Source organism: Zhongshania sp., from assembly GCF_041623545.1.
GTDB lineage: Bacteria > Pseudomonadota > Gammaproteobacteria > Pseudomonadales > Spongiibacteraceae > Spongiibacter.
The window spans coordinates 19,392-38,429 of record NZ_JBFJWS010000008.1 but is presented as its reverse complement, the minus strand read 5'-3'; the positions used below and the strand labels follow the sequence as shown (position 1 = coordinate 38,429).

The 19,038-nt window shown below is 52.1% G+C and carries 17 protein-coding genes; 11 read left to right on the top strand and 6 right to left on the bottom strand.

What is annotated here, in order from left to right:
* The first annotated feature begins 27 nt into the window (after positions 1–27).
* The 3 genes from purM to ABYT30_RS02480 are packed head-to-tail and all read left to right on the top strand — an operon-like array spanning position 28 to position 2,548.
* Positions 28–1,077, top strand: coding sequence for a phosphoribosylformylglycinamidine cyclo-ligase (gene purM / locus ABYT30_RS02490; RefSeq protein ID WP_373077857.1), 1,050 nt, complete (start codon positions 28–30; stop codon positions 1,075–1,077).
* A 3-nt stretch (positions 1,078–1,080) separates the two neighbouring features.
* The gene (gene purN / locus ABYT30_RS02485) at positions 1,081–1,731 is read left to right on the top strand and encodes a phosphoribosylglycinamide formyltransferase (RefSeq protein ID WP_373077855.1); all 651 of its coding nucleotides are present in this window, start codon (positions 1,081–1,083) and stop codon (positions 1,729–1,731) included.
* Entirely contained in the window at positions 1,685–2,548 is an 864-nt protein-coding gene (locus ABYT30_RS02480) for a DUF3108 domain-containing protein (protein ID WP_373077852.1), read from the top strand. The genes purN and ABYT30_RS02480 overlap by 47 nt, the downstream gene beginning before the upstream one ends.
* Before the next feature lie 241 nt (positions 2,549–2,789).
* On the opposite strand, the gene dcd is transcribed toward ABYT30_RS02480, so the two are convergent.
* A complete protein-coding gene (gene dcd, locus ABYT30_RS02475; RefSeq protein ID WP_373077849.1) occupies positions 2,790–3,356 on the bottom strand; it encodes a dCTP deaminase in 567 nt (188 codons plus the stop codon).
* Positions 3,357–3,397: 41 nt separating this feature from the next.
* Positions 3,398–4,495 carry an iron-sulfur cluster carrier protein ApbC gene (apbC, locus tag ABYT30_RS02470; protein WP_373095145.1) on the bottom strand — a complete coding sequence of 366 codons (1,098 nt, stop codon included), beginning with the start codon at positions 4,493–4,495 and terminating at the stop codon, positions 3,398–3,400.
* 159 nt (positions 4,496–4,654) lie between these two features.
* Here apbC and metG point away from each other — a divergent pair, with 159 nt between their 5' ends.
* The 7 genes from metG to ABYT30_RS02435 all read left to right on the top strand — a co-directional run bounded on the left by metG (position 4,655) and on the right by ABYT30_RS02435 (position 12,853).
* Complete coding sequence (gene metG, locus ABYT30_RS02465) at positions 4,655–6,718, top strand: methionine--tRNA ligase (RefSeq protein WP_373095143.1); 2,064 nt, start codon at positions 4,655–4,657, stop codon at positions 6,716–6,718.
* 175 nt (positions 6,719–6,893) lie between these two features.
* Positions 6,894–7,472, top strand: coding sequence for an electron transport complex subunit RsxA (rsxA, locus tag ABYT30_RS02460; RefSeq protein WP_373077844.1), 579 nt, complete (start codon positions 6,894–6,896; stop codon positions 7,470–7,472).
* A 4-nt stretch (positions 7,473–7,476) separates the two neighbouring features.
* Positions 7,477–8,070, top strand: a complete 594-nt coding sequence (gene rsxB / locus ABYT30_RS02455; RefSeq protein WP_373095141.1) for an electron transport complex subunit RsxB — start codon at positions 7,477–7,479, stop codon at positions 8,068–8,070.
* Positions 8,067–10,433 carry an electron transport complex subunit RsxC gene (gene rsxC / locus ABYT30_RS02450; RefSeq protein ID WP_373095139.1) on the top strand — a complete coding sequence of 789 codons (2,367 nt, stop codon included), beginning with the start codon at positions 8,067–8,069 and terminating at the stop codon, positions 10,431–10,433. Before rsxB ends, rsxC begins: the two co-directional genes overlap by 4 nt.
* 28 nt (positions 10,434–10,461) lie before the next feature.
* A complete protein-coding gene (gene rsxD, locus ABYT30_RS02445) occupies positions 10,462–11,502 on the top strand; it encodes an electron transport complex subunit RsxD (RefSeq protein WP_373077838.1) in 1,041 nt (346 codons plus the stop codon).
* Between the two features lie 2 nt (positions 11,503–11,504).
* Positions 11,505–12,143: an electron transport complex subunit RsxG gene (gene rsxG, locus ABYT30_RS02440; RefSeq protein ID WP_373077900.1), complete on the top strand. Its 639-nt coding sequence runs from the start codon at positions 11,505–11,507 to the stop codon at positions 12,141–12,143.
* Complete coding sequence (locus ABYT30_RS02435; protein ID WP_373077836.1) at positions 12,140–12,853, top strand: electron transport complex subunit E; 714 nt, start codon at positions 12,140–12,142, stop codon at positions 12,851–12,853. The genes rsxG and ABYT30_RS02435 overlap by 4 nt, the downstream gene beginning before the upstream one ends.
* Before the next feature lie 151 nt (positions 12,854–13,004).
* Here the strand turns inward: ABYT30_RS02435 and ABYT30_RS02430 are convergent, their stop codons facing one another.
* The 4 genes from ABYT30_RS02430 to ABYT30_RS02415 all read right to left on the bottom strand — a co-directional run bounded on the left by ABYT30_RS02430 (position 13,005) and on the right by ABYT30_RS02415 (position 17,950).
* Positions 13,005–14,021, bottom strand: a complete 1,017-nt coding sequence (locus tag ABYT30_RS02430; RefSeq protein WP_373077834.1) for a GDYXXLXY domain-containing protein — start codon at positions 14,019–14,021, stop codon at positions 13,005–13,007.
* Positions 14,014–15,348 carry a DUF2157 domain-containing protein gene (locus ABYT30_RS02425; RefSeq protein ID WP_373077832.1) on the bottom strand — a complete coding sequence of 445 codons (1,335 nt, stop codon included), beginning with the start codon at positions 15,346–15,348 and terminating at the stop codon, positions 14,014–14,016. Before ABYT30_RS02425 ends, ABYT30_RS02430 begins: the two co-directional genes overlap by 8 nt.
* Before the next feature lie 138 nt (positions 15,349–15,486).
* Complete coding sequence (locus ABYT30_RS02420; RefSeq protein WP_373077830.1) at positions 15,487–17,046, bottom strand: cation:proton antiporter; 1,560 nt, start codon at positions 17,044–17,046, stop codon at positions 15,487–15,489.
* A 37-nt stretch (positions 17,047–17,083) separates the two neighbouring features.
* Complete coding sequence (locus ABYT30_RS02415) at positions 17,084–17,950, bottom strand: DUF1295 domain-containing protein (RefSeq protein ID WP_373077827.1); 867 nt, start codon at positions 17,948–17,950, stop codon at positions 17,084–17,086.
* A gap of 211 nt (positions 17,951–18,161) precedes the next feature.
* Between ABYT30_RS02415 and ABYT30_RS02410 the strand changes: the two genes are divergently transcribed.
* Positions 18,162–19,037 carry a TIGR00730 family Rossman fold protein gene (locus ABYT30_RS02410; protein WP_373077826.1) on the top strand — a complete coding sequence of 292 codons (876 nt, stop codon included), beginning with the start codon at positions 18,162–18,164 and terminating at the stop codon, positions 19,035–19,037.
* The last annotated feature ends 1 nt before the right edge of the window (position 19,038 follow it).

The following is a 19,038-nucleotide window of genomic DNA, read 5'->3' as shown; positions in this document are numbered from 1 at the left end:
CGCCCTCTTAGAGGACAGCCAACGACTATGACTGACACCAGTAAGCCCAGCTTAAGCTATAAAGATGCCGGCGTTGATATCGATGCCGGAGATGCGCTCGTAGAACGCATTAAAGATGTTGCCAAACGCACCCGTCGCCCCGAGGTCATGAGTGGCCTCGGCGGCTTTGGTGCCCTGTGCCAAATTCCAACTGGCTATAAAGAGCCGGTGCTGGTTTCAGGCACTGACGGCGTCGGCACCAAACTCAAACTCGCAATGGATGTTGGTATTCACGACACCATCGGTATCGATTTAGTCGCCATGTGCGTCAATGACCTGCTGGTAACCGGTGCCGAGCCGCTCTTCTTCCTCGACTACTACGCCACTGGCGCCCTGAATGTCGACATTGCCGCCAACGTCGTTAGCGGCATTGGTGCCGGCTGTGAGCAAGCAGGCTGTGCATTGGTCGGCGGCGAAACCGCTGAAATGCCTGGCATGTATGAAGGCGATGACTACGATTTAGCGGGTTTCTGCGTTGGCGTGGTGGAAAAGGCCAACATCATCGACGGCAGCTCAGTCAAAATCGGCGACAAACTGATTGGCATCAACTCTTCGGGACCCCACTCCAACGGGTATTCCCTTGTGCGCAAGATCATTGAGCACAGCGGCGCCACCTTAGACCAAGCCTTTGGCGACAGCAGCCTCGGCGAAACGCTACTGGCCCCGACCCGGATTTATATCAAACCGGTGCTGCGGGTGATCAAACAGTATAGGGTCAATGCCCTTGCCCACATTACCGGTGGCGGCCTGCTCGACAATATCCCCCGCGTTCTGCCCCGCAATACCAAAGCCGTCATCGACAGCAGCACTTGGCAGCGCCCAGCCATTTTTGACTGGCTACAAGAACAAGGCAACGTCGAAGCTCGGGAAATGTACCGCACCTTTAACTGCGGTATCGGCATGGTAATGGCGGTTGCCGCCGATGACGCCGAAGCCGTCATCGACATGCTAACCCAGCAAGGTGAAATTGCGCAGGAGATCGGCAGCATTGAAGCAGCAGGGGAAGACGAGCCGCAAGTCACAATTACGGATATGTAATTAATGTCCTGCAAACTTGTCATACTGCTATCTGGTAGCGGCTCTAATCTACAGGCATTTATTGATGCCAACAGAGATGGGCTGCTACCCAACGTCGAAATCTGCGCGGTCATCAGCAATAAGCCACAGGCTTTTGGCCTCGAACGCGCCAAGCAAGCGGGCATCGCCACTACCTGCATCGATCACACACTCTTCGCCAGTCGGGAAGCCTTTGATGCGGCGCTGCAAGCCTGCATCGATAGCTATTACGCTGACTTGGTGGTGCTCGCTGGCTTTATGCGGATACTTACCCCCGGCTTTGTTCGCCACTATTTAGGTCGGCTGATTAACATCCACCCATCCTTACTACCGAAATATCCTGGCCTGCACACCCATCAGCGGGCGCTGGACGCAGGCGACAGCGAAGCGGGTGCCACCGTGCACTTCGTTACCGAAGAACTTGACGGTGGCCCAGCCATTATTCAGGCAAAAATACCGGTATTTCCTGGCGACGATGCTGCAGCACTTGCAACTCGGGTACTGTCCAAAGAGCATACGATTTATCCTCTTGCGGCACGCTGGTTTGCTGAAGGGCGATTGGTTTTGCAAAACTCAAAGGCGATATTCGATGAGCAAGTCTTACCCGAAAATGGCATTCTTTTTCAGCAGGGTTAGCCTACCCCTACTGCTACTTTTCACCTTAGCAAACCATACACTGGCAAGTGGCGGCGGCATCAGCGCAATCCCCGATACTGGACCCAAAATGCTAGTTCCCGTCCAACCTACTAAAGCCAAACCAATTGACGCCGAACAGCCAAAGACTGAGCAGCTTAAGACTCCAGTCGCCCCAAAAAGTGAAATTCTCCCCTACCAAGCTGAGTACAAAATTAGTAGCAATAGCCTGACCACCACGGCTACACGCAGCTTGAGTAAGCAAGGAGATAATTGGCAGCTGTCACAACACGCCAAACTCATGTTTATCAAAGTCAGCGAAGAAAGCACCATTGAAGATGGCGCTATGGGCCTTCGCCCACTGCGCTATGAATACAGCAATAGCTTTAGCAGTAGACAAGATCAAAAAATTAAATTCGATTGGCCAAAAGCTTCGGCCAGCGATACAAAATACCGCAGACCGTGGACTGCACCGCTAAGTCCAGGCACCTTTGATCAACTCAGTGCCCAACTACAAATGCGCCAAGCGCTGATCTTCGGCCGTTTCGACACCGCCATGGTGCAAACCGTCGTCAATCGCGGCAAACACAAAACCTATCAAATAGAAAAAATCGGCGAAGAGATTATCGATAGCCCCGTCGGCAAATTGAATACCGTCAAGCTGCGCCGCAGCCGTGAAGGCAGTGACAGCGAAACCATCGTATGGTTGGCAAAAGACTGGAATTATTTGATCGTTCGGCTTGAACAAACCGACGAAGACGACACCTACTCCCTCGAGTTACTCAGCGCGACCCTCAACGGTAAAAAAGTTAGGGGCTAGCTGCGGAAGTGCTACCTATGTGGCCGGGCTAAGCTGTAACCCATGTGACCGATTTGTACCTGTAACTACAGAGAATTTATTCGGCCGTCGCTCCTGCGAAGGCAGGAGCCCATCTTAGCAGCGGAGTACAGACCTAGGTTTACATGGATAATGGCCTACAGAGGCATGACTACTCTGTAATCGCAGGAGATTTATCTGGTCTTAGCGTATACCGTCTCCCATCAAGCGTTTAGCTCATGCCTTAGGTCTTCGGCAGGGTCACCCCAGTTTGCCCCTGATACTTACCACCGCGATCTTTGTAACTCACTTCGCAAATTTCGTCTGACTCAAAAAACAGCATCTGCGCCACGCCTTCATTAGCGTAGATTTTAGCCGGCAATGTAGTGGTATTAGAAAATTCTAAGGTCACGTGACCTTCCCACTCGGGCTCCAACGGCGTGACGTTTACAATTATTCCGCAGCGCGCATAGGTCGATTTACCCAAACACATCGTCAATACACTGCGCGGAATCCGAAAATACTCCACTGTGCGTGCAAGCGCGAATGAATTGGGGGGAATAATGCAGTAGTCCGCAGTGATATCCACAAAGCTTTTTTCATCAAAGGCCTTGGGATCAACGGTTGCAGAGTAGATATTCGTAAACACCTTAAACTCGTTGGCGCACCGCACATCGTAACCGTAGCTTGAAGTGCCATAGGAAATAATCTTAGAGCCACCCTGCGCCCGCACTTGGCTCGGTTCAAAGGGTTCAATCATGCCCTCATTCTCAGCCATGCGGCGAATCCATTTATCCGACTTGATACTCATTGTGTCCCCTTCTTAATAAACCGCGGCTTGATAAAATTGAATTAATCGTCACTGATAGAAATATTTGGAAAGGCGTTGCTCTGCACCCGCTGGCGCTTGGCCAACTCCGCGGTCATGCCAATTGCCACACTGCGATATAAGGCCGCTGCGTCACCAGATGGATCTGCCACCATAACCGGCTTACCACAATCGGCCTGACTGCGAATTTGCATCGACAAAGGCAGTGAGCCCAGCATTGGCACCTGATAATTACTCGCCATTCGCGCACCGCCACCCTCACCAAACACATGTTCATGATGACCGCACTCACTACAAATATGCACGGCCATATTCTCGACAATACCCAGCACCGGTACCGATACTTTGCGGAACATTTCTATACCTTTCTTGGCATCAAGCAGGGCGATGTCCTGGGGGGTGGTAACCACAATTGCCCCCGATACCGGCACCTTTTGCGACAGGGTCAGCTGAATATCACCGGTTCCCGGCGGCATATCAATAATCAGATAATCCAAATCCTGCCAATAGGTTTGATTCAATAACTGCTGCAGCGCGCCGGTTGCCATCGGTCCCCGCCACACCATAGGTGTATCTTCGGTGACTAAATAGCCCATCGACATCGACTGCACGCCGTGCGCCTCGATCGGCAGTAAATAATGAGTGCCATATTGCTTAGGCCGCACACCGTCGGCAACACCCAGCATCATCTGCACGCTGGGGCCGTAAATATCGGCGTCCAAAAGGCCAACTCGCGCCCCCTCTGCAACCAGCGCCAAGGCCAAATTAACTGCGGTAGTCGACTTACCCACCCCGCCTTTGCCCGAGGCTACCGCAATAATATTGCGGACATTCTCCATGCTTTTAATATTTTGCTGTGCGGCATAGGGGGCGATCTTCCATGTCACCCGCACGGCGGCATCGGCAACACCATCCAAAGTTTTGATCGTGGAGCTCAGCACTTGCTCGTATTGCTGTTGCGCGCTGCGCGCTGCAAAGCCTAATTCAATAACCGCATCGATACTGCCGCCCTTTACCGCAAGAGATTGAATATCGGCGAACTGTGCTAAAGGCGCAGACAAACCCGGCAAAACTACCGTCATTAACGCTTCGCGAACCCTAGATTCCAATTCTGTCGCCATTTCCCGCCTCTGCTCAGATAAATCTTTTAATCAGCGGGCGAGTATACGCGGCAGACAAGCATCGAACAACGCCATAGCAGATGCATGAGTGGGCCAAAAACGCTATAGTATGGCGCCTCGGAATCCACCCGCGTCGCCAGCCACTTCGCTGCCGCCGCCATGCTTACAACAAGGACACTCATGTCGCGCCAGATCCTCGTCACCAGCGCTTTGCCCTATGCCAATGGCCCTCTTCACCTCGGCCATTTACTGGAATCCATCCAGACTGATATTTGGGTACGTTTCCAGAAACAGCGTGGCAATGACTGCATCTATTTATGCGCCGACGACGCCCACGGCACGGCGATTATGCTCACCGCGGAAAAACTGGGCATTACGCCAGAAGAGCAAATCGCCCGGGTAAAAGCCGAACACGAGCGAGATTTGGCCGGATTTTTAATCCGCTTTGACAACTACCACTCCACCCACTCCCCAGAATGTAAGCATTACTCCGAGGAGATTTATCGTCGCCTCGATGCCAATGGCCATATCGAGCGCAAAGACGTTACCCAGCTATTTGACCCTGAAAAAAACCTATTTCTCGCCGATCGCTATATCAAGGGCACATGCCCTAAGTGCAAAACCGAAGACCAATACGGCGACAACTGTGAAGCCTGCGGTGCGACCTACACCCCCGCAGATCTGATCAACCCCCGCTCGGCAATCTCTGGTGCCACCCCAATTGAGAAAAGTTCTACCCATTTTTTCTTTAAGCTTGGCGACTTTGAAAATCTGCTGCGGCAATGGACTAGCAGCGACGCCCTGCAGCCACAAATCGCCAATAAACTCAAAGAATGGTTAGAGGCGGGCCTACACAGCTGGGATATCTCCCGCGATGCGCCGTATTTTGGCTTTGAAATTCCCGGTGCCCCAGGCAAATTCTTCTATGTCTGGCTAGACGCGCCCATTGGCTATATGGCCAGCTGCGCCAACTGGTGCGAAGCCAATGGCCGCGATTTTGATGACTACTGGGGTGTCGACTCGAAAGCCGAGCTCTACCACTTCATCGGCAAAGACATTATTAATTTCCACGGCCTGTTCTGGCCCGCCATGCTCGACTCTGCTGGCTTCCGCCAGCCTACCGCCATTTACGCCCACGGCTTTTTAACGGTTAACGGCAAGAAAATGTCCAAGTCGCGAGGCACCTTTATTAAGGCCGAGACCTATCTTGAGCACCTGCCTGCCGAATACCTGCGCTATTACTTTGCCGCCAAACTATCTGGCGCAGTAGATGACATCGATCTAAACCTAGAAGACTTTATCAACCGAGTGAATTCTGACCTCGTCGGCAAACTCGTCAATATCGCTAGCCGCAGCGCAAAATTCGTACACAAAGGCAATGCCGGCAAACTATCTAGTCGACAGCACAACCCAGCGCTTTGGAAGCGGGTCACTACTGCCAGCGATGCCATTGCCGAACTCTACGAGCAGCGCGAATACAGTAAAGCGGTGCGCGAGATCATGGCACTGGCCGACGCCACCAATGAGTATTTTGACTCCTGTGAACCGTGGAAACTGGCAAAAAGCGAAGACACAGCAGGGCAAGCCGCCGACGTAGCCTCCCAGTGTATCGATATTTTCCGGGTGTTAATGACCTACCTCTTACCAGTACTGCCGGAGCTGGCGGTGCAAGCCGAAGCCTTCTTAAACTGCAAACTGACATGGCAGGGTGAATTTAGCCCACTGCAAGACCACGCCATTGCGCCCTTCAAAGCAATGATGAGTCGCGTTGACGCCGACAAAGTTGCGGCAATGGTCGCCGCCAGCAGTGACAGTAGCACCGCCGCGGCGCCAACAACTCCAGCAAAAACTAAAACAAAAAAGGCGGCGAAGGACAAAGACATGGGTATCGCTGACACAATTGCCTATCCTGATTTCGCTAAAATCGACCTGCGGGTAGCCGAGATCGTCGCCGCTGAAAACGTTGATGGCGCCGACAAATTGCTTCGCCTCACCTTAAGCCTTGGCGAACACGGCGAGCGTCAAGTCTTTGCTGGTATCAAAACCGCTTACACTGCAGAACAACTAGTGGGGAAACTCACGGTAATGGTCGCCAATCTCGAGCCCCGCAAAATGCGCTTTGGCCTATCAGAAGGCATGGTCTTGGCCGCAGGCCCAGGCGACCAAGATATTTGGTTACTCAGCCCCGACAGTGGCGCCACGGCCGGAATGAAAATCCAGTAAATTCAAGCCGCTGCGCGGCCCATCGGCGCGCTAGCGTTACAGGATTTTAAATTGAACGCTTGATCGAAATAAACTAAGATCCGAGCTATAAGTGTCTTAGGCAGCACAAAACAGCTGGTCACTGCGCCTCACCACTCCGCGCAGCGTAAACACAGAACTACATGAGGCTACAATTGTGTTAGCAGACTACTCAATACTGTTAATCGGCGCCATCCTGGTTAACAACTTTGTACTGGTACAGTTTCTGGGGCTGTGTCCCTTTATGGGGGTCTCCAATAAATTGGAGACCGCCATTGGCATGTCCAGCGCTACCACCTTTGTACTCACCCTAGCCTCGATTTGCAGTTGGCTGACCTACGAGTGGTTGCTCGTACCCCTCGGCCTTGAGTACCTGCGCACCATTACCTTTATCTTAGTGATCGCCGTTGTAGTGCAATTCACTGAAATGGTAGTACGCAAATCTAGCCCCATGTTATATAAAGTTCTTGGTGTCTTCCTACCGTTAATCACCACTAACTGCGCGGTACTCGGTGTTGCCCTGCTCAATATCAACAAAGATCACAGCTTTGTCGAATCCGCCCTATACGGCTTTGGCGCTGCCGCAGGCTTCTCGATGGTATTAGTCTTATTTGCCGCCATGCGCGAACGTATCGCCGCCGCCGATGTGCCCCAGCCATTTAAAGGTCCTGCGGTCGGTATGATCACCGCCGGCTTGATGTCACTGGCCTTTATGGGCTTTGCCGGCTTGGTATAAAAAAATGATTGAATTGATTGCCCAAAACCCGTTTATCGCGTCATTGCTCGCACTCGTTAGTCTCGGTGTGGTGTTCGGCGCCCTGCTAGGCTTTGCCGCGGTGAAGTTTAAAACCGAGGGCGACCCCATTGCCGACCAAGTTGAGGCCCTGCTACCGCAAACCCAATGCGGCCAATGTGGCTACCCCGGCTGTCGACCCTATGCCCAAGCAATCGCTGACGGCGACGACATTAACAAATGTCCGCCAGGCGGCGAAGCGACGATCGCCGCACTGGCCGACTTACTTGGCGTGGAAGCAAAACCCCTCGACGCCGTCGAAGAGTCGGTGCCATCGGTCGCCTATATTCGCGAGGACGAATGTATTGGTTGCACCAAGTGCATTCAAGTCTGCCCCGTCGATGCCATACTAGGCTCCGCCAAACATATGCACACCGTTATCGCCAGTGAATGCACTGGTTGTGATCTTTGCGTTGAACCCTGCCCCGTCGACTGTATAGAAATGCGCCCCATCGAAACCAGCTTGCAAACATGGCACTGGGACAAACCTAAGCCTCCCGAAGACCTGATCGCCACCGACCGCAGTGGAGCCCACGCATGAGAAAAGTATGGGATATTCACGGCGGTATACACCCAGCAGAAAACAAACAGCAATCCCTGCAGTCACCTATTCAAGCTGCCGGCATTCCACCGCAGCTGATCTTGCCCTTGGCTCAGCATATTGGCGCGCCAGCTAGCCCGATCATTAGCGTCGGCGACCGCGTCTTGAAAGGCCAAATGATTGCCGAAGCAAAAGGCTTTGTCAGTGCCCCAGTCCACGCACCAAGCTCTGGCACGGTCGTCGCTATTGAGCCCCGCTTGATCCCCCATCCATCTGGGATGAGCGGCAACTGTATCGTTATCGACACCGATGGCCAAGACGAATGGGTCAAACACAGCGGCGTAGAAGACTTTCGCAGCTTAAGTAAAATCGATTTGATCGACCGTATTCGCCAAGCCGGTATCGCGGGCATGGGTGGCGCGGGCTTTCCTTCGGCGGTCAAACTTAGTACCCGCGACGACAAGCCGATTGAGACCCTAATTCTCAACGGCACCGAGTGTGAACCTTATATCACCGCCGACGATATTCTGATGCGCGAACGCGCTGCGGAGATCATTGCCGGCGCCGAAATTCTTCGTCATTTAATCAGGCCCAGTAAAGAAACCTTAATTGGCGTTGAAGACAATAAGCCCGAGGGCATTGCCGCGCTACAAAAAGCCGCCGAAGGCACCGGTATCGAGATTGTACCCTTTCCCACCAAATACCCCTCCGGTGGTGAAAAGCAATTGATTCAAATATTAACGGGCAAAGAAGTTCCCGCTGGCGGCCTGCCCGCAGACACCGGTATCGTCTGCCAAAACATCGGCACCGCCACCGCAATCTACCGCGCTGTTTGCTTTGGCGAGCCACTGATCTCACGCATCACCACCATAACCGGCGAAGCCTGTAGTCAGCCCCGCAACTACGAAGTACTACTCGGCACCCCGGTACAATTCCTGCTGGATCAGAGCGGTTTTAACAAAGACAACTGCATTCGCTTGGTCATGGGCGGCCCAATGATGGGCTATACCCTGCAGGACACCGCAGTACCTATTGTGAAAACCAGTAACTGTGTGCTCGCGCCCAGCGTTGCCGAATTACCACCGCCACCGCCAGCGCAGGCCTGTATTCGCTGTGGGATGTGCGCCGAGGTCTGTCCGGTATCACTATTGCCCCAGCAAATGTACTGGTTCTCCCGTGCCCAGGAACACGAGAAACTCGAAGAGCACAAACTCTTCGACTGCATCGAGTGCGGCGCCTGCTCTTACGTTTGTCCCAGCAATATTCCGCTAGTGCAGTATTACCGCGCCTCAAAAGCGGAGATTCGCCAAGCCCAGCAAGACAAGATAAAAGCTGAGCGCTCCAAGGAGCGTTTTGAAGCGCGCACAGCGAGGCTCGAGCAAGAAGAAGCCGAAAAAGATGCTAAACGCGCCGCGCGCCTAAAAGCCGCCAAAGATAAAGCGGCCGCCGCCGCAAGCAACCCCGACAGCGGTAAAGCTGATCTTATCCAAGCGGCGATCGAACGCAGCAAGGCCAAAAAGGCTGACGCCGCTGATCCCGCCCACGATGCGATTGCTAGGGCACAAGCCAAACGCGAAGGCAAAGTCGAAGAAGAAAGCCCTGCAGCCAAGACCGAACGCCTGCAATTACTCATTGCCAGCGCCGAGCGGCGCCTCACCAGCGCCCGTGAAAAACTCGCCCTCGCCAAGGAGCAAGGCGGGGAAAACGTCGAAGCCTTTGCCACTGCGGTAATCAAAACCGAAGATAAGCTCACTGCGCTGCAAAAAGAAATTGCCGAGCATCAGGCTAGTTTGACAACTGCACCTAGCAAAAATGAGGAAGCTGACCCCGCTCAGGCCGCCATCGCTCGCGCGATGGCCAAACGTGCCGGCAACAGCACCGACGAGAGTGATGAAGACAAAACTCAGCGCCTGCAAAATCTCGTCGCCACCACCGAGAAGCGCCTCGCCGCGGCCCAGCAAAAACTGAGTATGGCCCAGGAGCAAAACGACGCTAATGTGCCAGCCTTTGCCACCGGCGTTGAAAAAACCCAAAACAAGCTAGACGCTGTAAAGCGCGAGCTGGCCGAGCACTTAGCCGCACTTTCTGCCAAGCCCTCTAGCGCGTCTGAAGCGCCTGCAAACAGTGACGATCCTGTGCAGGCCGCAATTGAACGAGCTAAAGCTGCACGCTCCGCACAAGCGAATATGAGCGATGAAGACAAGCTAAAGCAAAGCATTGCCTCCTTAGAAAACCGCATTGCTCGAACCCAAGAAAAGCTGCAAGCGGCCCAAGCAAGCGGCGACGATAAAGCTGAGATTCTCGCCGATTCAATAGCGAAGTTAGAAGACAAACTGGCCAGCGCTAAACAGCAGCTGGGCTAATACCCTTATATAGAGCACAAAGCAGACTATGGGATTTTTAAAAGTCAGTTCACCCCACGCCCACGGCCCCATGAGCACCGCCAGTGTCATGCGCCTTGTGTTGCTGGCAACCCTGCCCGGTATGCTAGCACTGACCTGGTTCTTTGGTTTTGGCACCATCATCAACGTACTGTGGGCCAGCGTTACGGCCTTGGCGTTCGAAGCCATGGCGCTGCGCTGGCGCAAGCGCCCTATTGGCTTTTACCTCAATGACTACAGTGCCCTCGTCACCGCTTTTTTGCTCGGTATCGCGCTGCCGCCCGCTGCGCCCTTCTGGCTCATTATGATCGGTACCGGCTTTGGTATTTTGATTTGCAAACAGCTGTATGGCGGCATGGGCTACAACCCCTTCAACCCCGCGATGGCCGCCTACGTCATGCTGCTGATCTCCTTTCCGGTAGAAATGACCACATGGATGGCACCAAAAGGCAGTTTTGCCGGCGACTTGCTCGGCCCAATTGACGCGCTGCGTTACTGCTTTGGCTTTGGCCGTGAAGCCATTGATGCTATTACTATGGCCACCCCACTGGATGTACTCAAACAAAATAACGCCCTGCTGATCGACGACCTGTGGTCGCAGTCACCGCAATTTGGCCAATTGGCGGGTAAAGGCTGGGAGTGGGCGAACGCCGGCTTTTTACTCGGCGGTGCCTACCTAATATACCGCCGTATTTTTACCTGGCACGCGCCGCTGAGCATGCTTGCCGTACTCACCCTCATGTCGCTGCTTTTCTACGACGGCGGCAGTTCTGCCTCTGGCGGCTCACCATTTTTCCACCTATTTAGCGGGGCCACCATGCTTGGCGCCTTCTTTATTGTTACTGACCCCGTGACCTCGGCGGTGTCTAATCGCGGCCGCCTCATTTACGGCGCCTTGATCGGCCTGCTTATTTATATAATCCGCGTATGGGGCAACTACCCTGACGCGGTCGCGTTCTCAGTGCTCCTAATGAATTTTGCTGCGCCCTTTATTGATCACTTCACCCAACCTCGCACCTACGGGCATAAAACGAAGGGAGCCGAAAAATGAATATTCTCGGCCAATCGATCAGTAAAAACAGCCTTTTACTTGGCCTGTTTGCCGTGCTCACCACCGGCGTTATTGCCGGTACCTACCTATCTACCCGCGGCTTAATTCAAGAAAATATTCGTCACGCCGAAGAGCGCGCTTTGCTGCAGATCATTCCTAAAACTCGGCACGACAACTCCATGCTCGACGATGTCGGCGCCGTCTCTGACAGCGAGCTATTGGGGCTGCGTGAAACTAAGAAATTCTACCGCGCGACACAGAATGCTAAGTTCGTCGGCGTCATTTTGCCCGCCACTGCCCGCGACGGTTATACCGGCGATATTGATATGATCGTCGGCATTAACCTCGACGGCAGCATTGCTGGGGTGCGGGTTTTGTCGCATCGCGAAACCCCCGGTCTTGGCGATCAGGTAGACTACAAAAAAAGCCACTGGGTAGACGGTTTTCTTGGCAAGAGTCTAACAAACCCAGAACCAAGCAAATGGACGGTAAAGAAAGACAAGGGCGTATTTGACCAATTTACCGGTGCGACCATCACCCCCCGCGCCGTCACTGGCGCGGTACACCGCGCCCTACTTTATTTTGAGGCCAATCGCAGCTCGATTACCGGTATCAATCCAACACAGGAAACACAGCCATGAGTGACATCAGCTATCGCGAGATCTCCCTGAACGGTTTGTGGAAGAACAACCCTGCCATTGTTCAGCTACTCGGCTTGTGCCCTCTACTCGCGGTTACCGGCTCAGTGATAAACGCACTGGGCATGGGGCTAGCAACCATGCTGGTCCTCACCATATCCAATACCTGTGTGTCGATGATTCGCAGCTTTGCCTCAGACGCCATCCGCCTACCTGCGTTCGTCATGATAATCGCGGCGGCCGTAACCTGCATCGAATTATTAATGCAGGCCTTTGCCTATGAGCTGTTTCAAATCCTCGGGATTTTTCTGCCGCTGATTACCACTAACTGTGTCATTCTCGGTCGCGCCGACGCGTTTGCCTGCAAGAATAAAGTGCTACCCGCCATGTACGACGGTTTTATTATGGGCGTTGGCTTTGCGGTTATTTTGATGTTACTCGGCGCGGTACGGGAAATTATTGGTACTGGCGCTATTTTTGCCAATATGGACTTACTCTTTGGCGAGAGCGCCAAGACGTGGAAGATTGTACTCGTTGAGGATTACACCGCGGTGCTGGTGGCCATCCTACCACCCGGCGCGTTTATCTTTACCGGCATGATTATCGCGCTGAAAAACATTATCGACGACGGCATTAAAAAGCGCGAAGCAGCTAGAACAATAGAATCTGCGCCCACTAGCCGCCGAGTCCGCGTTACCGGCAATATTAGCTAATTACCTGCAATACTTTGGGGCTGTTGATGCAAAAAGCACGCAGCCCCACACGTCTCCAGTTCATAATCACTAAGCGTTTTCAAAACCAGAGGCAGCCATTATACCAAGTAGTTTAAACTAAGCTTGTTGGCTGCTTCTAAATATACCCTGCTCAATCCACCCGCCCCCGAACACTAAATGCCGGCGTCGCTAAACTACCTCGCCACAACGATGGTATATCCGCGCCAGACAAGACCCTAGGCGCTTGGTAAACCAATCTAAAACGCTCATTCGCCGCACTTGCCACCAAGGCAGATGACACGGCGCTGCCGCGCTCTACTACATACCAGCGCGGCGAGCCCATATTCAACTCTATGCGGTAAGCCTCACCGGGCGCTAAAGTAATAAGATCGTCCTCGCGCAGGACAAAAGATAAGCAGCTATTATCCGCCGGACTAAAGCTGCGGCTAGTATCCCCTAGCGACTGCAAACTAAAACCACAGTGCGTTTCATTATCCGCGATCTTCAGTTCAGTATCCGACACATTTTGCAATGTGATGACCATCACTGGACTGCGCTGAGCGATTGTTGCGCTGTCCCAGTTAAGCGAAATACTCTCCGTGTTATTTGCCGGATTTATTTGCTCAAATCCGATGCCAAGTTGACTCCAGCGATAACCGCGAAGCACACTCAAACCGTTACTCCCGACCGCAACCGCCATTTCCAGCGGAACTTGAATACCATCACGGCCATCACGCCTGCTTTCTATTGCTCGCCCACTACCTTGCTCAACAAAGTATTGCTCGATACCATAGCTTACGGCGATATGGCCTGACAGTACGTCTCTGTTCACTTGGCCGCGGAGATAGATACCGCCAGGCGGCGCCTGATCACTCAAATAATCTAACTCATAGACGTCGTCTGCCCCACCTTTAAGTAAGGCATACACTGGCGTTCCACGCTTAAGCTGTGCTGCGGGGATTTTTCCGCGATATCGGCTGATATCGACTAAGTTCAAACCGTAACTGAGGCTAACGTAGTCACCGCGCATCGGATCGCGGGGATCGATTGGCGCAGTTCGCAAATAAATTTGCTCTCCGCGCTGACGTATCCACTCTCGCTCGCCAGCCATATAGGCAAGCACCCCAAACTGAGTCAACACCAGCGCTAAAATTAATCCTTTACGCACGAGGCTTCTCCAGCTTGCGACGAGTATTCTGCTTGGCGTAGCGCTGACCTATTACAAATAGCAACAAACCGAGTATTAGGAATACGCTGGACCGCGCTAGTAAGCTGTAAAACAAATCGGTGAACCGAGCGAAGGCTAAAACACTGAGCATAACGCAACCCAGCCCCAATATTTTGCCCCGCCCATATTCAGTGCCGCGATAAATAAGCAATAAGCTGTAGCCGAGGAAAGCCAAGTTGAATACAAGTCGGCCCACACCCGACACATCTGCGCCAACCATTGCGGGCAGCACGGTCAGTAGTAAAACGCCAATTATTAGACCGCTTTCGCACCAGCCCTCTAGCCCGGACGGCCGCGTACTAGGTTTTGCCAAAGCCCACAACCACACTGCCACCGCGATCAGCAATGGTATAAGTATATGTAGCAAACCAAATCCAGGTAGCTCGGACATCCCCTGTAATTTAGGAATACCAATAAAGCTGCCAATAAAAATCAACGGCAGCCAAAGCCATACCGCGACACCGTAAAACACAGGCTCTGCCGCAGGATAAGCCAAACTGGCGGTAAGCTTAGCAATCGCAAAATAGCTTCCTACCAGCAGTAATAATACCGGCATAACAAACTGCTCACCCAAGCCCCAGAGGCCAAAGAGGTAAGACAGCGGCAAACTTAACAAAACTACTGCCAGTAAGCTCGCCGAACGCTGCCACCATGCAAGGGGCAGCAAGGCGCACAGCAGAATCCAACTGGTTTGTGGCAAATGCCGTTGATACTCGAAGGTTTCTAAACTACTCCACAGCAGAACCAAAACAGCGGCCAAGATGCCGTGGGCAGCGGACGGTAGGGCCCACGCCAAACTCAGGGCCGCAATAAACCACAATAGAAAGCCATCAGGGTAATGGGCGTCAAAATGATAAATTTGGGCAACCAGCCAAATCCCAGCACCGAATAAGATTGTGCCAAGTAAATGCAGGCTTTCGCCGATGTGCCGGCGCTGACTGTCAGTGCGAAACAGCGCCATACCAGCCCCGTGCGCGAACAACACCGAGACACCAATAACAGTCAGCTTAAGATAACGATGCATGTCTGCCCAGTTATAGGCAAATAATAAAATAACCCCCATGCCAAAAATGGCAACGCCTAAGGCCGCGAAAATCACCTTACCCCAACGACCATCACCACTGCGCAAGCGAGGACCAACAGCGCCCCGTGTATTTACCGTTGCAGGATAACGAGCGTAAAGAATTTTGGCCTGTTCGTCACTGATAACGCCTTCCCTGAGCCACTGAGCAATTTCAGCTCGCAACCAAGGATTGTTATTTTCCATAATACCCCTACAAACTACTCATTTGCCGGACGGATAGATCCATCTACCTATCAATTGGTTCCCGTTCATTATGCGTATTTTTTGCAAAGGCTAAAAGCGCTCAAGATCGGTAGAAAGCACATAAAACACCGTCAATAGTCAGGACATTTCTTCCAGCACGCGCTCGGCAAAACCGTGGCCAGCTTCGGCGTAGAGATTAAAGGTAACACAGCCCATGCGCAGCAATTCATCGTGTTGATCAGGAAATCGTGACACCACCGCAATCTTACCCTGATAATTAAGTTGATTGAGTAATTTCACAACCTCAATATTTTCCTCGTGATTACTGAGGCTCACTAATATCATTCTGCGACGCTGTAGCTCTGCTCGCTCTAAAAAGTCCCTATCACTGGCATCACCAGCGACACAATTCACCCCGCCCAATTTCAGTTTTACGGCTTTGTCAGCACTTTCTTCAACACCCACAATTTTTTCCGGGTAGTGCTGACTGAGATAGTCATAGGCGCCACTACCAATTCGCCCCATACCAAAAATGATAATCTCGGCTTCACCCATGTTAACCGGGCGCTCCTGCACTAGAAGCTGCTTCCTTTCCAATTTTTGCAAGCGTTCCGCAATACGCGCATACAAACTGTGGACATGAGTATTAAACGGCACAGCGATAAACAGAGAAAGCGCCATTGCCACCGCCAGCGTCGTTAGCCACTCCGCCGGCAAGGTACCTGCTTTTACAGCCATAGCGGCTACAATTAATCCAAACTCACTGTAATTGAATAAAGATAGCCCAACCAATAGTGATGTGCGCGCCCGCATACGGAATAACAGCAACAAGACAAAGTATATAAAGGGTCGTAACAAAATAAGACCGGCGAGAGCAAGCGCCACGGTTAGCATCGCGCCACTCGGCATACCGGCATAACCAATGCTCAAGAAAAAAGCGGTAAGGAAAATATCCTTAAAATTAATTAGGCCCTTGTACAGCTCCACACTTTTGTTCGTTTTAGACAGCAGCACGCCAAACAGCAGTGCCCCTAAACCACCTTCGAGATGCACCACTTCGAACAAGGCCGCTGCACCCAATGCCGTGCCAATACCAAACAATACCAGTAATTCACCGTGCCCCGCCTGCTTCAGCAATGCCGCCAATATTGGCCGCAATAACGGGATCGCCAGCAGCGCGATAGCCCATTGTGATGGCTGCTGTTCAGCAGAAAAGACTAAAAAGCAAACGGCAAAAATGTCTTGTACGATTAAAATACCAATGGCAATTTTGGCATGCAGTGCCGCGCCTTCGCCACGCTCATCGAATATTTTTACCGCAAACACTGTGCTAGAAAATGATAAGGCAAACGCCAGCATCCACGCCACCGAGGTCTCAACTGGTTGAAAGTGAGGAATTACCCACTGCAAACTCAATAACATCAAGGCCGTCAAGGGCACCACAACGACAGTGTGCAGACTTGCCGTAGCCCATATCTGGGGAGCAAAGAGCTCTCGTATATTGAGTTTTAAGCCGATCGTAAATAGCAGTAGAATTATGCCCAATTCAGACAGGGCATGAATTACCTCAGGGTCGCCCAATTGCAAGCCACCAGCCAAAAAGCCCGCCACCAAATACCCCAATAGCGGAGGCATACCAAGGCGCTTAAATACCAAGCCGGCTATAAAGGCAAGTCCGACCAGCATGGGTTCAATCATTACAACTCACTCGTCAATAAATATAAGAAAATTAAAATTATGGTCTACGCGGAATTAACACTGGAGTTTGAGCCTTGTATACCTCGTAGTCAGGATCTCCGCCCCAACGCTTATTAGCACTGGCTTCAAGTAGCGGAATTCCCGTCACCTTAGTCAACACTAAAATAACGAATAGCGGCGACACTAAGCCCAAGTACAACCAGCCACTCAAGACTGGTAAGGCGACAATACTGATCCCAACCCACACCAGTATTTCGCCAAAATAATTCGGGTGTTGAGACCAAGCCCATAGCCCGTGGCGAATAAATTTCCCGCTATTACTAGGCTCTGCGCGAAACTGCCGCTTTTGTACGTCTGCCGTCACCTCCAGTATGAAGCCGAGGAGCCAACACGATATTCCTAATCCAGCCAGCCAATTTAAAGGCTCGTCCACCCCCGATGCCATTGCCAAGATTGCACTAAGTGAAATCACAAAGACCCACAGCGCCTGCAATGTCCAGGTTATTAAAAAGCGATAAAAATTGACTCTAATTTTAACAAAACGCGTATCACCACCGTCCGCACATACTCGCCAAAATAGAAAACTACCGAGTCGCACAGCCCAAATAATGATTAAACCGGCAAGCAAATAATTCCGCGCAGTCGCCGTACTTAGGCTAAAGCAAAAAACGACGACGGTGATATTGCTCAATGCGCCGGTTAAATCATAGAACCGCTCAGTCTTCATTAAATAGGCAGGAATAAAAACCAACCACTGCACCCCAAAAGCAATCACCAGAGACCACATCGGCAAACTCAGACCGCCAAAAGTAGGCAAGCCCTGGCCAGAGATAATCGCTATCGCGAGGCCAGTTAATGCCATACCCAGCACCGCAAGCATCGCGATCAGCTTAGACTTTTTCATTACCGTCAACCCCGCGGGCTCTGCTTCTAAAAATGAATACAAGGCAATCTCAACGGTTTTCTATGCCCCGCGAGACTACCTCAAGATCATACTGACTCCGACCAGCAACACAATGCTTTCTATTGTGTTTCGACGCTATGCAATTGTAGCGATTCACCGCTATGCTTATCGCTAAGCGAGAATAATACTGAAACTGCGCAGGAAACAATCAATGACCGATAAGTCTAAGTTACGTGGAGCCAATTTCCCCTCAGCAAGAGATGAATTGCCCAGTAATCAGCAAAACCAACCTGCGGCCTACCGGCTTGCTTATACGGATCAGGACTTTTTGCTTCGCGAAGAGCTACGTGGTCTGCGTTTCCATTTAGAATTACAAAAGCCAGAGATGACGCTAAAAGAACACGGTGTGGAATCTACCATTGTCATTTTTGGCAGCGCGCGCTTTCCCTCGCCCAGCGAAGCTGATGCCGCACTGCTCATAGCTCAGGACAGTGGCGACCCCGCCAAAATACGTTCAGCCAAGCGTGATCAGCGCAATAGCCACCATTACGAACAAGCTCGACGTTTAGGCGAGCTAATCGCCTCGCACTCGGCTAACTGTGACCCTGCGGAACAGCTTTATGTGGTAACAGGTGGCGGTCCCGGCATAATGGAGGCAGCCAATCGTGGCGCCAGCGATGCAGGCGGCAAATCCATTGGCCTAAACATTGTGCTGCCCCACGAGCAGGAACCCAACCCCTATATCAGCCCCGAATTTTGCTTCCGATTCCATTATTTCGGCATTCGTAAAATGCACTTTATGCTGCGAGCTAAAGCCGTAGTGGTTTGCCCCGGTGGCTTTGGCACCTTTGACGAATTATTCGAGGCCCTCACCTTAATTCAAACCGGCAAGTCGAGGCGCGTACCCATTATTCTCATCGGTCACGAATTTTGGCGACATGCGATTAATTTGGAGTTTCTTCGCGACGAAGGCGTTATCAGCCCCGAGGATGTCAACATGATCAATGTGGTCGACACGGCTGAACAAGCATGGCAACACATAGTCGATTTTTATCAGCTCAGCCCCGGCGAGAGTATTCGCTGCTAGT

Coding starts and splice junctions, on each gene's coding strand:
- rsxC (WP_373095139.1), top strand. CDS start 8,067: ATGAGAAAAGTATGGGATATTCACGGCGGTATACACCCAGCAGAAAAC.
- ABYT30_RS02420 (WP_373077830.1), bottom strand. CDS start 17,046: ATGATTGAACCCATGCTGGTCGGACTTGCCTTTATAGCCGGCTTGGTA.
- ABYT30_RS02415 (WP_373077827.1), bottom strand. CDS start 17,950: ATGAAAAAGTCTAAGCTGATCGCGATGCTTGCGGTGCTGGGTATGGCA.
- metG (WP_373095143.1), top strand. CDS start 4,655: ATGCTTACAACAAGGACACTCATGTCGCGCCAGATCCTCGTCACCAGC.
- ABYT30_RS02410 (WP_373077826.1), top strand. CDS start 18,162: ATGACCGATAAGTCTAAGTTACGTGGAGCCAATTTCCCCTCAGCAAGA.
- rsxB (WP_373095141.1), top strand. CDS start 7,477: ATGATTGAATTGATTGCCCAAAACCCGTTTATCGCGTCATTGCTCGCA.
- ABYT30_RS02435 (WP_373077836.1), top strand. CDS start 12,140: ATGAGTGACATCAGCTATCGCGAGATCTCCCTGAACGGTTTGTGGAAG.
- ABYT30_RS02480 (WP_373077852.1), top strand. CDS start 1,685: ATGAGCAAGTCTTACCCGAAAATGGCATTCTTTTTCAGCAGGGTTAGC.
- purM (WP_373077857.1), top strand. CDS start 28: ATGACTGACACCAGTAAGCCCAGCTTAAGCTATAAAGATGCCGGCGTT.
- dcd (WP_373077849.1), bottom strand. CDS start 3,356: ATGAGTATCAAGTCGGATAAATGGATTCGCCGCATGGCTGAGAATGAG.
- ABYT30_RS02425 (WP_373077832.1), bottom strand. CDS start 15,348: ATGGAAAATAACAATCCTTGGTTGCGAGCTGAAATTGCTCAGTGGCTC.
- purN (WP_373077855.1), top strand. CDS start 1,081: ATGTCCTGCAAACTTGTCATACTGCTATCTGGTAGCGGCTCTAATCTA.
- apbC (WP_373095145.1), bottom strand. CDS start 4,495: ATGGCGACAGAATTGGAATCTAGGGTTCGCGAAGCGTTAATGACGGTA.
- rsxD (WP_373077838.1), top strand. CDS start 10,462: ATGGGATTTTTAAAAGTCAGTTCACCCCACGCCCACGGCCCCATGAGC.